Origin of the sequence: Methylobacterium sp. J-048 (assembly GCF_022829515.1) — a bacterium.
GTDB lineage: Bacteria > Pseudomonadota > Alphaproteobacteria > Rhizobiales > Beijerinckiaceae > Methylobacterium.
In genome coordinates, this window is the sequence record NZ_JAKSYL010000130.1 from 12,742 (window position 1) to 25,840 (window position 13,099).

General features: G+C 68.1%; 12 protein-coding genes and 1 pseudogene. 8 read left to right on the top strand and 5 right to left on the bottom strand.

What is annotated here, in order from left to right; genetic code table 11:
* Positions 1–242: 242 nt before the first annotated feature.
* On the top strand, positions 243–482 hold the full coding sequence (locus MKL09_RS11450; RefSeq protein ID WP_244020241.1) for a hypothetical protein: 240 nt from the start codon (positions 243–245) through the stop codon (positions 480–482).
* A gap of 17 nt (positions 483–499) precedes the next feature.
* Positions 500–1,003 (top strand): annotated as a pseudogene (locus tag MKL09_RS11455) (MFS transporter); the annotation flags it as partial.
* 216 nt (positions 1,004–1,219) lie between these two features.
* Here the strand turns inward: MKL09_RS11455 and MKL09_RS32335 are convergent.
* The gene (locus MKL09_RS32335; RefSeq protein ID WP_244020287.1) at positions 1,220–1,465 is read right to left on the bottom strand and encodes a helix-turn-helix domain-containing protein; all 246 of its coding nucleotides are present in this window, start codon (positions 1,463–1,465) and stop codon (positions 1,220–1,222) included.
* 735 nt (positions 1,466–2,200) lie between these two features.
* Between MKL09_RS32335 and MKL09_RS32340 the strand changes: the two genes are divergently transcribed.
* The 6 genes from MKL09_RS32340 (at position 2,201) to MKL09_RS11485 (ending at position 7,986) form a co-directional block, all read left to right on the top strand.
* A complete protein-coding gene (locus tag MKL09_RS32340; protein ID WP_409566923.1) occupies positions 2,201–2,590 on the top strand; it encodes a restriction endonuclease in 390 nt (129 codons plus the stop codon).
* A gap of 73 nt (positions 2,591–2,663) precedes the next feature.
* Positions 2,664–3,353, top strand: coding sequence for a hypothetical protein (locus MKL09_RS11465; RefSeq protein WP_244020243.1), 690 nt, complete (start codon positions 2,664–2,666; stop codon positions 3,351–3,353).
* A 42-nt stretch (positions 3,354–3,395) separates the two neighbouring features.
* The gene (locus MKL09_RS11470) at positions 3,396–4,802 is read left to right on the top strand and encodes a site-specific DNA-methyltransferase (RefSeq protein WP_244020245.1); all 1,407 of its coding nucleotides are present in this window, start codon (positions 3,396–3,398) and stop codon (positions 4,800–4,802) included.
* Complete coding sequence (locus MKL09_RS11475) at positions 4,792–5,289, top strand: DUF5681 domain-containing protein (RefSeq protein ID WP_244020247.1); 498 nt, start codon at positions 4,792–4,794, stop codon at positions 5,287–5,289. Before MKL09_RS11470 ends, MKL09_RS11475 begins: the two co-directional genes overlap by 11 nt.
* Positions 5,286–6,701, top strand: a complete 1,416-nt coding sequence (gene terL / locus MKL09_RS11480) for a phage terminase large subunit (RefSeq protein ID WP_244020248.1) — start codon at positions 5,286–5,288, stop codon at positions 6,699–6,701. Before MKL09_RS11475 ends, terL begins: the two co-directional genes overlap by 4 nt.
* Positions 6,702–6,825: 124 nt before the next feature.
* Entirely contained in the window at positions 6,826–7,986 is a 1,161-nt protein-coding gene (locus tag MKL09_RS11485) for a serine hydrolase domain-containing protein (RefSeq protein WP_244020249.1), read from the top strand.
* 656 nt (positions 7,987–8,642) lie between these two features.
* Here MKL09_RS11485 and bcsN read toward each other — a convergent pair.
* From bcsN to MKL09_RS11505, 4 genes are all read right to left on the bottom strand, one after another.
* Entirely contained in the window at positions 8,643–9,689 is a 1,047-nt protein-coding gene (gene bcsN / locus MKL09_RS11490; RefSeq protein WP_244020250.1) for a cellulose biosynthesis protein BcsN, read from the bottom strand.
* Positions 9,686–11,647 carry a hypothetical protein gene (locus MKL09_RS11495; RefSeq protein WP_244020251.1) on the bottom strand — a complete coding sequence of 654 codons (1,962 nt, stop codon included), beginning with the start codon at positions 11,645–11,647 and terminating at the stop codon, positions 9,686–9,688. Before MKL09_RS11495 ends, bcsN begins: the two co-directional genes overlap by 4 nt.
* Positions 11,632–12,171, bottom strand: coding sequence for a glycosyl hydrolase family 8 (locus MKL09_RS11500; RefSeq protein WP_244020252.1), 540 nt, complete (start codon positions 12,169–12,171; stop codon positions 11,632–11,634). The genes MKL09_RS11495 and MKL09_RS11500 overlap by 16 nt, the downstream gene beginning before the upstream one ends.
* 455 nt (positions 12,172–12,626) lie before the next feature.
* A complete protein-coding gene (locus tag MKL09_RS11505) occupies positions 12,627–12,854 on the bottom strand; it encodes a DUF1127 domain-containing protein (protein ID WP_313901182.1) in 228 nt (75 codons plus the stop codon).
* Positions 12,855–13,099: the final 245 nt, after the last annotated feature.

Below are 13,099 nucleotides of genomic sequence, written 5' to 3' on the forward strand. Positions count from 1 at the left end.
ACACGGTCTCCCGCAACCGTCGACACCGCTTCGCCGGCCAACTTCGGGCTTGAACACGCGCCCGTTCTCGCCGTGGGCAGTGCCGTTTTCCGGCTCGCCATGCTGACGTAGGCTCGGAGACCGTTTCGCACCCGGCGTGAGACGCGCGTTCGCGGGGAGATCGCGCTGTCGCGGATCCAGGCAGAGCGCAATGCGGATCGGGAATCGACGGGCAGCGAGGGGCGGCGCTTGGGAGCGGGTCTTTGATCAACGGTGGCAGCCTACGGTCCGGCGGGACGACCCCTCCGCCCCAGGGCGGCCCGGCCGCGCTGCTCTTCGCCATGATGTTCCCGCAAGCCACCTTGATCCTGCTCAGCCTCGCGCCGCCGATCATGGCGGGGGCGGTCACGCATAGCTACGGCCTGCCCGCCGAGATCACGGGGGCGTATTCCGGGCTGGTCTCGCCTTCGTCCTCCTGGGCAACCTGCTCGCGACGCCGCTGATCGAGCGCTTCGGACCGTTGCGGCTGAGCTTCGCCTGTGTGGCCGGGGGAGCTCTCGGCCTCGCGATCTTCGCCCAGGCCGGGATCGTCGGCCTGCTGTCGGGCGCCGTCCTGATCGGGCTGTGCTACGGACCCCTCACACCCGTCAGTTCTCAGGCGATCGCCCATCAAAGGGGATCGCCCGCGTTCGTGTTCATCGTCTCGGTTCGGCAGACGAGCGTGCCGCTCGGCGGCGTGCTGGCCGGACTCCTCGTGCCGCTCCTGCTGGCACGCTTCGACTGGAGCGGCACCTGCGTGATCCTAGCCGGCGGCAGTACCCTCGCTGCGCTCGCCTTTGCAGCCGCCTCCCCCCTGGTCAGGACGGAACGCGCCGCCGGTGCACCGAGCCGGAACCGGCGCCTGCTCGATCCACTGGACCTGATCTTCCGCAACCCGGCGCTGCTGAGGTTGGCCGCAGCCTCCGCGATCTTTGGAGCCATCCAGCTCGTCCTGAGTGCCTTCCTGGCAGTCTACCTGTTGAGCGTGGTCGGGCACGATCTGATCACCGCGGGTGCCCTCCTCTCGGCGAGCCAAGTGGCGGGCAGCCGGCCGCTGATCTCGCTGAGGCCGGCGGTGATGCTCAGTCCGGATGCGTTCATGGTTTGTCTCCGCCGGGCCGCCGGGCTGCGTCGCGCCCGCCTCGGTCGCCGGACGCACACACGCTCCGTCCGCGACGACAGTCCAGCGGAATCTGCCGGCTCACTCCCGCGGCGTGTCGTTCAATTCTTTCAGCAGCTCGTGCGGGTCGAAGCCGATCACCTCGGCGAGGTCGAGAAGCTCGACCAGGTCGACCCGCCGTTGGCCGCTCTCGATCCCGCTGACGAACGGCTGATGCCGGCCGAGCTGCTTGGCGACGTCGGATTGCTTCAGACCGGCCGCGTCGCGGTACCGGGCGATCAGCTCCGCCAGGCGCCGATGGCGACGGGAGCGCAGGGAGGGGGGCATGGCGGGCCGGGCAGACGGTGTCCGGCAGGCCCAGTATCGACGACATCGCCCGATCCAAAAATCAGATATCCAATAAACGGATATTTCGCTGGACTGTCCGCCCCGGCAGAGCGACGCCTGCACCCCGGAGGATCGGCCTCCGCATCGGGCGCTCGCACCATGACCCTGCACATTCCCGTCCCACCCGCCGCCATCCCCATGGCGCCGCTCGCCCCCAGCGCGGTGCGGTACATCAAGCTCGGGCCCGGCGGCGCCTGGGCGAAAGCCTGTCTGGCCGAGGGCGTGATCCGCTTCGGCAGCCCGGACGAACCGCACGCCGAATGCCTCGCCGGCGACTGGGATGGCGCCCGCGCCGCGCTCGCGCGCGACGGGCGCCACCCGCCGGGCGAGGTCAGCCAAGTGCTGCGCGAACTCCGGGACTTCCACACCCTGCCGGCCGATGCGCTCTGGATCACCTTCGCGCAGGGCAGGCTGTGGTGGGCGTTCGCCGAGCCGGAGGTCACGCGTGTACCGGTGGGCACTGAGGGCGTGGTCGAGCGCCGGACGCGGGCGGGATGGCGCGACTTCAACCTGCTCGGCGCGCCGCTGACGACCGCGAGCCTGAGCAGCCGCCTGACCCAACTCCAGGGGTACCAACGCACGATCTGCAAGGTCGCCGCGGAGGACTATCTCCTGCGGCGGATTAACGACATCGACGAGCCGGCCGTCGTCCGGGCGCGGGCGGTACGGGCGGAGATGATCCAGGCCGCCGAGGCGCTGATCGCCGGGCTGCACTGGGCGGACTTCGAGGTGCTGGCCGATCTGCTGATGGCGCGCTCGGGCTGGCAGCGGGTGTCCGCGCTCGGCGGAAGCCAAGCCGACGTCGACCTCGTCGTCGAGCAGCCGGCGACCGGCGAGCGCGGCTTCGTGCAGGTGAAGTCCCGGGCGACGCAGGCGGTGCTGGACGCCTCGATCGGCGCATACCGCGCAAGCGGCGCCTATCAGAGGATGTTCTTCGTCTGCCACTCGCCGGTCGGGCACCTGACAGCGGACGGGCTCGACGTGCATCTGCTCACCGGCGGCGAACTCGCCCGGCGCAGCGTCGAGGCCGGCCTGCTCGACTGGCTGATCGAGCGCAACGGCTGAGCCCAGCGGCTACCCTGCACTCCTAACAGAATACCTTGTTGACACTTCAATTTGGGCGGCGTAATTCGGGTTCATGTCGGACGCGAGCTACGCCACTTTCAAACGAGACCAGGTCGAGCAGGCGATCGCCATCGCCTCGCGCATCAACCCGCAGCACGAGCCGAAGCGCTTCGACGCTCTCAGGATCGAGTTGAAGCGTCTGCTCGACCGCGACCGTAGGCAGGAGCAGGAGACACCCCGCGGACGGCCTGTCCGTCGAGCCTTCCATGGCGAAGGGCCGCCCGGTCGCGGCATCGACGTCCTGTACAGCGGCTACGAAGCTTACGCGCTGCTGATGGCTCTGCGGTTGATGCGCGGAGGACTGACCCAGGCTCGTGCGGTTGACTTCCTGCGCGACCTGCGGGCGCCACTCGCCGGCTTCCACTACGAGACGCTGCGGCAGGATCCACACGACCTCCGTCCCGACGTGGACCCCGGAGATCTTGAGAACCTCATCCGGATTGGCGCGCTCATCCGTGAACCAGAAGATTTGGCTCATCTCACCGCCCTGGCAGGCGAGCATGCCGAGGCGTTCGATGTCTCCTCGCCCGAGAAGAAGCCGGTGTCAGGCAACATCTGTCGCTGCTTCGACGATCTTTGTCATCGCCTGCGCTGGGCGAGCCATGAGGGCCACGCTCTGATCGTGGTCGAGCTCGTCAATGCCGCCCATCAACTCGCCCACCACCTGAACCGGATTGAGCCGCGCCCGCGCGGCCGCCGGTAGGCGAAGCTTTCACCCCACTGCAACCTTCAAGAGGAGAACATCGTGTCACGATCAATTGGAACCCATAATGAGGTACCATATGAAACGGGTCGCCTCGTCCCAAAGCTCGTCGATCGCATCACGATCCGGCCGCTCGCCGAGTTGCGGCCGGATCCGCGCAACCCTCGCAACCACCCGCCGAAGCAGATCGCCAAGCTCGCCGAAGTAATCGGCACCTTCGGTTTCCTGGTACCGATCCAAGTCGATCCCACCGGACTGATCATCGTCGGGCACGAGTGGTTCCTGGCCGCCGGGCAGATCGGCCTCGCCGAAGTCCCGACCATCTGCCTGGACCATCTCAGCGTCGTCGAGGCTCGGATCTACCGCCTCGCCGTCACCAAGCAAGCCGAACTCGCGACCTGGGATCCCGACCGCCTACGCATCGAGTTCGAGAGCCTGCAGGATCTCGACATCAATCTTGAGATCACCGGCTTCGAGGTCCCGGAGATCGAGGCCATCCTGGATCCTGGCCAGAGCCTGGTCGATCCTGACGATGAGGGAGCGGACCCCGGGACCGGTCAGCCGATCAGTCGCCCCGGCGACCTCTGGATCTGCGGCGCCCATCGCCTGCTCTGCGGCTCGGCGCTGGAGGCCACGTCTTACACCACCCTGCTGGGTGAGGAGCGCGCCGCAGTCGTATTCGCGGACGCGCCGTATAACGTGAAGGTCGGCGGCCACGTCTCGGGGCTGGGCAAGGCTCGCCACGCCGAGTTCGCCATGGCTTCCGGCGAGATGACGACGTCGGCTTTCACCGAGTTCCTGCGCGCCACCTTCAAACATCTGGTCGCCCACAGCGCCGACGGGTCCGTGCATTTCCAATGCATGGACTGGCGGCACATGGGCGAGATGCTCGCGGCCGCCGACGAGCTCTACGAACTGAAGAACCTATGCGTCTGGAACAAGGACAACGGCGGCATGGGCTCGCTGTACCGTTCCAAGCACGAGCTGGTCTTCGTGTTCAAGGCAGGCCGGGCACCCCATCGCAACAACGTCGAGCTGGGCAAGCACGGGCGCAACCGTACCAACGTCTGGGACTATCCCGGCCAGAACACCTTTCACCGCGACCGCGCCGCCGATCTCGCCGCGCATCCTACCGTGAAGCCGGTGGCTTTGGTGGCCGACGCCCTGCGCGACGTCTCGGCCCGCGGCGAGGTCGTGCTCGACCCGTTCTGCGGCTCGGGCACGACGCTGCTCGCCGCCGAGCGCACCCGGCGCAAGGGCCGCGGCATCGAACTGGACCCCGTCTACGTCGACGTCGCGTTGCGCCGCCTGGAGCGGCTGACCGGCGAGCCCGCGCGTCTCGCCGCCACCGGCCAGACCCTCACCGAACTCGCAGCTCTCCGCGCGGCGAACGGGGCTGAGACCGCCACCCATGCCGACCATGACCAGGAGGACCGCGATGCCGCGTAAGACCAAGCCCACCGGCGACTACGAGGTCGGCTACGGCCGGCCGCCAGCCCACACCCGGTTCAAGCCCGGCCAGTCCGGCAACCCGCGCGGGCGGGCCAAGGGCGCCCGCGACGTCAAGACCGTGATCGAGGAGGCCATGAAGCGGGAGTTCTCGCAGACGGTCACCGTCGTCGAGGGCGGCAAGTCCCGCACCCTGACCAAGCTCGACCTGATCGTCATCACCAACGTCAACAAGGCCGCCAAGGGCGAAGCGCGCTCCCTGCGCGAACTCCTAGCGCTCGCCCATCGGCTCGGCCTGCTGGAGGGGCCGCCCCCGACCGCCGAGGCGCTCGAGGCGGCAACGCCCTTCTCGGCCGAGGACCAGGCGATCGTCGCGCGCTTCCTCGCCCGCGAGCGGGCCAGCGCGCCCGCCGTCAACGCCAATCCCGCTCCGGGTCTCGATCTCACCCCCCATTGCATCTCTGACCAAGAGGACCATGCAGCATGACACCGCCCACCCTGCTCGATCACCTCTTGCGCGAGGATCTCGGCTTCTTCCTCCAGAAGGCCTTCGGCACCGTGGTCCAGGGCGACACCTTCGCGTCGAACTGGCACCTCGACGCGATCACCCATCACCTCGAGGGGGTGATGGCCGGCCGTATCCGGCGGCTGATCATCAACGTGCCCCCGCGCAGCGCCAAGTCGCTGTGCGCCTCGGTGGCATTCCCGGCCTGGATGCTCGGCCGCGACCCGACCCGGCGCATCATCTGCGTCAGCTACGCCCAGGATTTGGCGGTCAAGCTCTCGAACCAGACCCGCATGTTGATGCGCGCGCCGTGGTACGAGCGCCTCTTCCCCGGCACCCGCCTGGGCGGCGCGAAGAACACCGAGAGCGAGTTCGAGACCACCCGCGGCGGCTCCCGGATGGCGACCTCGGTCGGCGGCGTGCTCACCGGCCGCGGCGGCCACATCATCATCCTCGACGATCCGATCAAGCCCACCGACGCGCTGTCCGAGGCGGTCCGCAGCGCCACGAACGACTGGTACGACCTGTCCCTGCTCTCGCGCCTCGACGACAAGACCACCGGCGCGATCATCCTGGTGATGCAGCGTCTTCACGTCGATGATCTGACCGGTCACCTGCTCGAGCAGGGCGGCTGGACGGTCCTCAACCTTCCGGCCATCGCCGAGGCCGATCAGTTCATCCCGATCGGTCAGGGGCGGGTCCATCACCGCCGGAGGGGCGAGGTGCTTCACCCCGAGCGCGAGCCGCAGGCCGTGCTCGAGGAGCAGCGGCGGACCATGGGAAGCTTCAACTTCGCGGCCCAGTATCAGCAGGAACCGGTGCCGCCCGGGGGCAACATGTTCGACCTGGCGTGGTTTCCGCGCTTCGGCGCGATGCCGGCGCCGGGCTCCTACGGCGACGATCAGGTTTTTCAATCTTGGGACACGGCTTCGAAGGCCGGCGAGCTGAACGATTACTCGGTATGTACGACGTGGCTGGTTCGCGGCGGCGCCTACTATCTTCTCGACGTGTTCCGGGATCGGTTGGGCTACCCCGACCTGCGCCGGAAGATCATCGAGATGAACGCGCGCTGGCGCCCGAACGGCGTGCTCATCGAGGACAAGGCGTCCGGGGAGCAGCTGGTTCAGGATCTGCGGTACTCGGGAGAGGTGTTCGCGATCGCGGTCCAGCCGCAGGGCGACAAGATCGTTCGGGCGTTCTCGCAGGCGGCGAGCATCGAGGGCGGGCGCGTGCTGCTGCCCGAGCACGCCGCCTGGCTCGGCGAGTTCGAGAAGGAGGTCCTCGCGTTTCCCCACGGCCGGCATGACGATCAGGTCGACAGCATGAGCCAGTTCCTGATCTGGGCTCGCGACGACCTCGACGCCGGCCCGCGCATCCGCTCTTTCGACGATTGAGACGCCGCACCGGGCCTCTTCTGAGAGCATCCAGGTCCGAGGCGGTGGGCGGGGGCGTCGGCGATGGTCGACGCTCCCGCCCCGTTCTGTTCGGCGCCGCCGCCGGGCGCCCTATACAGGCTCCATGCGCAGCTTTCCGACCTTCTCGCTCTCGCTTCTCGATCGCCTCGGTGACCGGCTGGAAGTTGACGTCGCGGCGGGCGCGATCGCCGGTGCCGACTTGCTGATCGGTAGTCACGACACCGACATTTGGCGGCGGACTGTGGGCTTTCGCGACCCCGTCGCGGGCGATCCCCTCCGGACCGACGCGATCTGGCGCATCTACTCCATGACCAAAGTCGTGGTCTCGGTGGCCGCCCTCGTGCTGGCCGAACGCGGCGAACTACGCCTCGACCAGCCGGTCGCGGACTTCATCCCCGCCTTCGACGAACTCTACCTGTCGGGCTCCGACGGTACGCGCGTCCCGGCGACGACCGTGCCGACCGTGCACGACCTCCTGCGCCACACCGCCGGGATCGCCTACGGCTATCTCGGCGACGGGCTGACGCGCCGGGCCTACGTGGCCGACGGCCTGCTCAGCCAGGATCTCGACAACGCCGCCTTCGCTGCGCGGATCGCACGCCTGCCGCTGGAGCACCAGCCCGGCACCGTCTGGCACTACTCGCATGCCACGGACGTCCTCGGCCGGGTGCTGGAGGTGGCCGGTGGCGCGGATCTTCAGGGCGTGCTCGACGAGACCATCCTCGGGCCGCTCGGCATGGCCGACACACGGTTTCGTATCCCTACGGCGGCGGCAGGACGCGTGGCGCAACCGCTGCCGCAGGCGCCGGGCCAACGGCCTGCGTTCCACGATCCGTGCCTGCCGCGGCATGGCCAGCGGGGCAACGGTGGCCTCGTCTCGACGGTGGCGGATTATGCCAGCTTCCTGCGCATGCTCCTCTCCGACGGCGGCCTCGGCGGCGTGCGCGTCCTCGCGCCGGCGAGCGTGCGGCTCATGACCGCCGACCATCTCGGGGCTGAGATCGCGAGAGGCGCCTACTACCCGCCGGGTCCGGGATACGGCTTCGGGCTCGGGGTCGCGGTCCGCCTCGCGGCGGGCGAAGCGCCGTTTCCGGGCAACGTCGGCGACTGGTTCTGGAGCGGGGTCGGCGGCACCTACTTCTGGGTCGATCCAGCGGCGGGCTTCTTCGCGCTCCTGATGATGCAGACCTCCTCGGCCGCGCAGCGCCAGCACTACCGCACGCTGACTCGCGCCATGGTCTACGCCGCGCTCGATGCCTTCTGAAGGCGAAGGGCGCCGTTACGGCATCTCCGCTTCCGTTGGCCTGCGTCATCCGCAACAGTCGACATTCGTCGCTCAGCTTTATCCCGCGGGCTCTGTCGAGTCTCGATCGCGTAGATCTCGGCGATGATACTTATATGAGAACCATCATGACAGATCACCTTGCAGGCCAAGGATGTACTCGGAGTCTGAGTCAGCCTCGGTCAGACTACTTACGTAGAGAGGGTCCTCAGAACTAACCCGCTCCCTCAGCGTTGCCCGCGATCTGGAGATCGCCAACATGATCATCGCGAAGCTCAGCAGGCTGCTCGTCGGTCTGGGTTTGACCCTCCCATTCAGCGCAATCGCGGATGCTGCCCCGCTGCAGGCTCGGTATGATGTCGAAAGGTCGCGACCGTCCAACATTTTGGTCGAGTCGCGCCTCACGGGTGCAACCTGTTCCACCTTGTGCCGTCCAGCCGTGCCGCCGTGTTTATCCGGCAGCCGGTGGTATGGCCCTTACGGATATATCTGCTACCATTATCGGCCAACAGCCGGTGGCCTCGGCTCGACTTACGGAGCGCGCTGAAAACCGGGGTCATCTCCCGAACAGATCGACAGCGTTGCTGGCGCGGATGGTCGAAGGAGGTGCGAGTCCCTGGCCGATGGGTGAAGCGGTCTTACCAGCCGAATGGCGGCGGAGTTGGCCCGCGGTAGGCCTGGGGCGGCAGGTCGGCTGAGAGGGGTTCCTGCCGGATCGGATCCACCGGCCTCGGGGCTTCGAGCGTCGTCGCCGAGCGGACTTGGCCCGGCTCCATCAGGTAGCGCGGCTGACTGAGCGAGGCGGTGTTGGCCGAACCCGGCCTTGGCACCGCAATATCCGGGCTCGTCGGACGCCCGGCCGCTCCACGTTGGGCCGCATTCGCGACCGGTGCCGCGGTCTCCGGTATGTCGACGAGCGTCCCGCTGGCATTGACCGTCACGAGCGGCCGGCCGGCAACCACCGGAGCGACCGCTGGCGCCGTAGCGGCCTCCGGATTCTGAAGGGCCTCCGCCGCCTTCGGAGCCGGACGTCGGCGCGGCTGGCGAGCAACCTGTTCCTGGGCGACCGAACCCAAACGCAGCCGTGCCAGATCCGCGATCAGGGTGTCCGCCGAGGTGGTGAGGCCCCGGCCGCAGAGGTGGACGCGCAGCGACGCCGAGACCCGCCCAGACACCGGTCGCGCCGCGTCGAGCTGGATGCCCTGGATGTCGTCGATCCATTGCCAAGCGTAGGCACAGCGGTCGCTGAGCGCGACGCCGACCGGCCCATAGGCATTGCGCGCCGGCTGGTTCAGGACGCGATAGGGCCTGCCCCCCAGGCTCGCGAGTTCGGCCGCGATGCCTGTCCGGGTGGGTTTCTCCAGTCTCGGAGCGGCATGGGCGTTTGCCGTGCCGATCGTCAGATCGGCCCGGTTCTCACCGCTGGTCCCGAATCGGACCTGTTGGCGCAGCCCTCCCGAGTAGCGCACCTCGTCGACGAGGACGGGGCGTCCGGCGTCGGGCAGCGACACGAGTGGCGCGCGGCGAGCCGAACCGTCCAAGGCGGTGAAGACCGCCCCCGGCGTCGAGATCTGGGCGGAGGGCGCCCGGGCGGTGTTGCAAGCAGTCAGCGATAGGCTCGCGAGCGCGGCCGCTCCGACTTGCAGGACGTGGGACCGGATCCGCGTCGCCGTCATCCGCTTCATCTTTCCTGTCCCTCGCCACGAGGATTGCTGCGGGATCCCGCGGCGGCCGAATCGAAGGGACCAAACCGGTCGCTGTCGCGCGTCAGCGGCGCACGGGGCGCGCCCGCGACTGCGATCCCGATGGCTTCACCCTGAGCCAGCGTACCGACCGGTGGGACTGCTTGCGCGGCTTGCGGCGTCGCCCGGTCGAGACCGTTCCATCCCGGGAGCAAGGTGAAGCCATAGCGCTCGTACGGCATGGCTCCGACACCCGGCACACGCCGAGCAACGAGCGGCTGGGCGTCCCGAGGCTCGCGCAGGAACTCGGCCTCGCGGCCTTTGTCGGTCAGCTCAGGAAACCGCAGGGGGTTCTCGGCAGCGACGGAGATCGGGAACTCGCCGCGCTTCACCGGAAGGGAGCGGAGGGTCGCGGATGCGGGCACCGGCTTCGGCACGCGGGCCTGCATGGCGGCCAACGGCTGCACCGAGGTCGAAGCGACCCGAACCGGATCGCAGGGGCCCGGCACCTGCGAGTCCGGGGCCGGCAGCGCGAGCTCGACCACCGTCGGGAACAGGCCATCGTACCGATTGATTACGTCAATGAACTCGCGGGTGCGCTTCAGCCGTCCGAGCGTCAGCGCATAGCCCAGCACCGCCGATTCCCGCGGCTTCCAGGCTGTGGCGCGCTGAAACCAATCAGCGGCGGCCTCGAACTGGCAGGCGTTGTAGGCGTACCAACCGAGCGCCTGAGCGCCGTCGCCGGATGCGGTGGCGAGGACGAGCTTGGCGAAGCGGTCGAGCCGCGGGGCATCGACCGGAGAGACGGGGCTCTGAGTCAGCCGCCGCGCCATCATGTCCATGTAGAGCGCGGTGTTGGTCACCGAAGGGCCGCGCCAGGCGAAGGCGATTTCCTCGGCTTCCCGATCTTGCCCGAGCTCGCGCAGCGACAAGGCGAGGCCGGTAGCGACCCGCGCATCGCCTCCGCGGGCTATGGCCATCTTGAACCAGTCCAAGGCCTCGCGGAACTGCCGGCGCCGATAGGCGTACCAGCCGAGAAGGCCGATCTGATCGGGCTTCCCCAACTTGCGCATGGACTCGCCGAGAGCGACGAGATCGGCCGGCTCGATCCGGCCGGCGGGTTCGTCATGCAGAACCGCCGCGATGCGCGCCCGCGTCACGTCGAGGCGTATGGCCTGGAACTCACTGGTCCCGTCGGCAACCGGGTGACTAAGGGCGAGCAGGGTCTCAACCTGCATCATCGGCAGGATGGCCATCGCCTTCTGAACGGTCGCAAGCCGAAGCGCGGATTCTGTCTGGCCAGCCAGGATGGTCCGGTAGGCCGCCGCCGCCTGTGCGGCCGCGCCGGTGCGGGCATAGGCCTCCGCCACCAGCCACGCGATGTCGATGTCGAGATCGCTGATCGCGTTGGGCGTGGCGTTGACCCGGGCCAGGATGCTGTCCCAATCGCCGTTCTGCTCGGCCGCCTTGACCTCGCCCCGCAGGGTCCCGCGGTTGAGCTTGCGCGCCAGGTCGTCGGAAGGACGCCAATCGGGCTCCACGGTTTGGCGCGCCGTGATGGCCGCGCGCAGCTCGGCGATCCGGCCCGCGGTGAACAGGTCCCACAGGGGGGCCTCCTCGGGCGGGCTCGGCTTCAGCGTGTCGAGGTCGGTTGGGACGGTCCAGTGCGGGTAGCGCTTCCGCAGGCGTGCGATCTCGGCCTGCACGCGCTCGGTCTGGCGCTGCGCCGCGTAGTAGCGCAGGCCGCTCTCGTCGACGATCTCGGGACCGGCGGACCGGCCCTCCTGGCCGCCCAGGATGACGGGCGCACGCCCCTCATCCTGCCGAACGATGGTCGCGACTGCCTGCGCGGGGCTTGCGGCCGGCTGCGCCCGCACCGCCCCCCCGCCGCCCGCCACGTCGAGGCCCAGCCCCGCCACGAGTGACAGCGCCGCACCGCGTCGCCTCAGCGCCCGAGACATGACCGGTACCTCGTGTTGGCAGCGACGAGCGCCAGGAGATGGAGCGTCGCGGGATAGTAGTTCTCGGTCGCTGCCGGCTCGGCAAAGCCCGCCGGCAGCGCCGTGCCCGACGCGGCACAGGCGACCAGGGCCGCCAGGGAAGCGTAGCCCGGCTCCTGCAGACGACCCGTCACCTGCCCGCTCGCCGTATCGACGATCGGGAGGCCCGCGGGATCGGGCTCCGCCCAGAGCTTGGCGAAGGGCTCGTAGGCGCGGCGGTCGGCGTGCCCGGCCATGGCGAGATAGAGGGGCACCCGAACGGCATTGTACGAGAACGTCGCCGGGAAGCCCTCGGCCGGCTTTGGCGTGCCCCCGCGCATGGCGATCCACTCGGTCGGCAGCTTCGCCTCGCCGAAGCGGGCGCGCAGGACGAGGTCGAGGCCGGCGGCGTTGAGGCGCGCCCAATCGAATTCCGGTGCGAGCGCCGCAAGCTTCGTGAAGGCCGGGAACACCCAGTAAGACAGGTTCACGACCGGACCATCCACGCGGTCCTCGGCCGAGAAGCCCGCCATACCGGGCAGGAGCAGCGGTCCGCCCTCCGCCTTGAACAGAACCGTACCCGGCGGCCCAGTTGAGGATGCGGTGGGCGTTGAAGAACCACCGCTCCTGCGCACGGCTCATCACCCGCAGGAGGCTGGCCATCGTACGACGAGCAGAGGTGAGGATCGCACCGATCGACGGCGCCTACGCATGGTGCCAGGAGTGATGGACGAATGGCGGCGCGAACGCCGGGATGATCGCGGCGGAGCGGGTGGGTGGAGGCGGCATGGCGGCGTCTCTTGGCAGAACCTCTTGGCAGGGACGCCACCAAAGTAGCCTCACGCATGCTCCGTAACGTCACCCGCTCAAGACTCTCCCAACGGCCAAAGTCGAGGTCGGTCGGGTGCTCCTACCGAGCGAAAAAGCTTCAGACACGCGATCGCGAGTCATGGCATATAGATCAGCCGAGCGCTGTCTTTAACGGTCGAGGTCTGAGGCCTGTCAGAGACGAGTCTGACCAACTCACCTGCGGAGCCTCATGCGAGCAGCCGTTCTCGCAGAACGTTTGCAGCGTACGTCGATCCAGGCCGACATCGCGCAGCATATCGTCATCCATGGCCGAAAGAATTCTATAGTTTCTCGCGGCTGCACGCTTTTTCTGAAAAGACCTTACGATCGAAAACATCATGGTCCGTCCTCCGCCAGCTCAAATACGAGCCTCCAGGCACATATCGGCGACAAGTATGATTGCTGTATCCTGATGTACGCGCATCGCTCATTTGAACGATATAGCGGTCCAGCTATGATCTGTTTTGGATTGGCTTGGGGTTTCGAACACCCATCGTAAGCGCCAACAGCAACTGTCAAACTGCGTTGACATCGAATTCGAGCGCGAATCGAGAACTATGCGCGTGGCACAGCATTGAGATCGCA

Bases quoted from the DNA above. Each gene is read 5' to 3' on its own strand.
- MKL09_RS11475 (WP_244020247.1), top strand. From the start codon at position 4,792: ATGCCGCGTAAGACCAAGCCCACCGGCGACTACGAGGTCGGCTACGGC.
- MKL09_RS11465 (WP_244020243.1), top strand. From the start codon at position 2,664: ATGTCGGACGCGAGCTACGCCACTTTCAAACGAGACCAGGTCGAGCAG.
- MKL09_RS32335 (WP_244020287.1), bottom strand. From the start codon at position 1,465: ATGCCCCCCTCCCTGCGCTCCCGTCGCCATCGGCGCCTGGCGGAGCTG.
- bcsN (WP_244020250.1), bottom strand. From the start codon at position 9,689: ATGAAGCGGATGACGGCGACGCGGATCCGGTCCCACGTCCTGCAAGTC.
- MKL09_RS32340 (WP_409566923.1), top strand. From the start codon at position 2,201: ATGATCCAGGCCGCCGAGGCGCTGATCGCCGGGCTGCACTGGGCGGAC.
- terL (WP_244020248.1), top strand. From the start codon at position 5,286: ATGACACCGCCCACCCTGCTCGATCACCTCTTGCGCGAGGATCTCGGC.
- MKL09_RS11485 (WP_244020249.1), top strand. From the start codon at position 6,826: ATGCGCAGCTTTCCGACCTTCTCGCTCTCGCTTCTCGATCGCCTCGGT.
- MKL09_RS11495 (WP_244020251.1), bottom strand. From the start codon at position 11,647: ATGTCTCGGGCGCTGAGGCGACGCGGTGCGGCGCTGTCACTCGTGGCG.
- MKL09_RS11505 (WP_313901182.1), bottom strand. From the start codon at position 12,854: ATGATGTTTTCGATCGTAAGGTCTTTTCAGAAAAAGCGTGCAGCCGCG.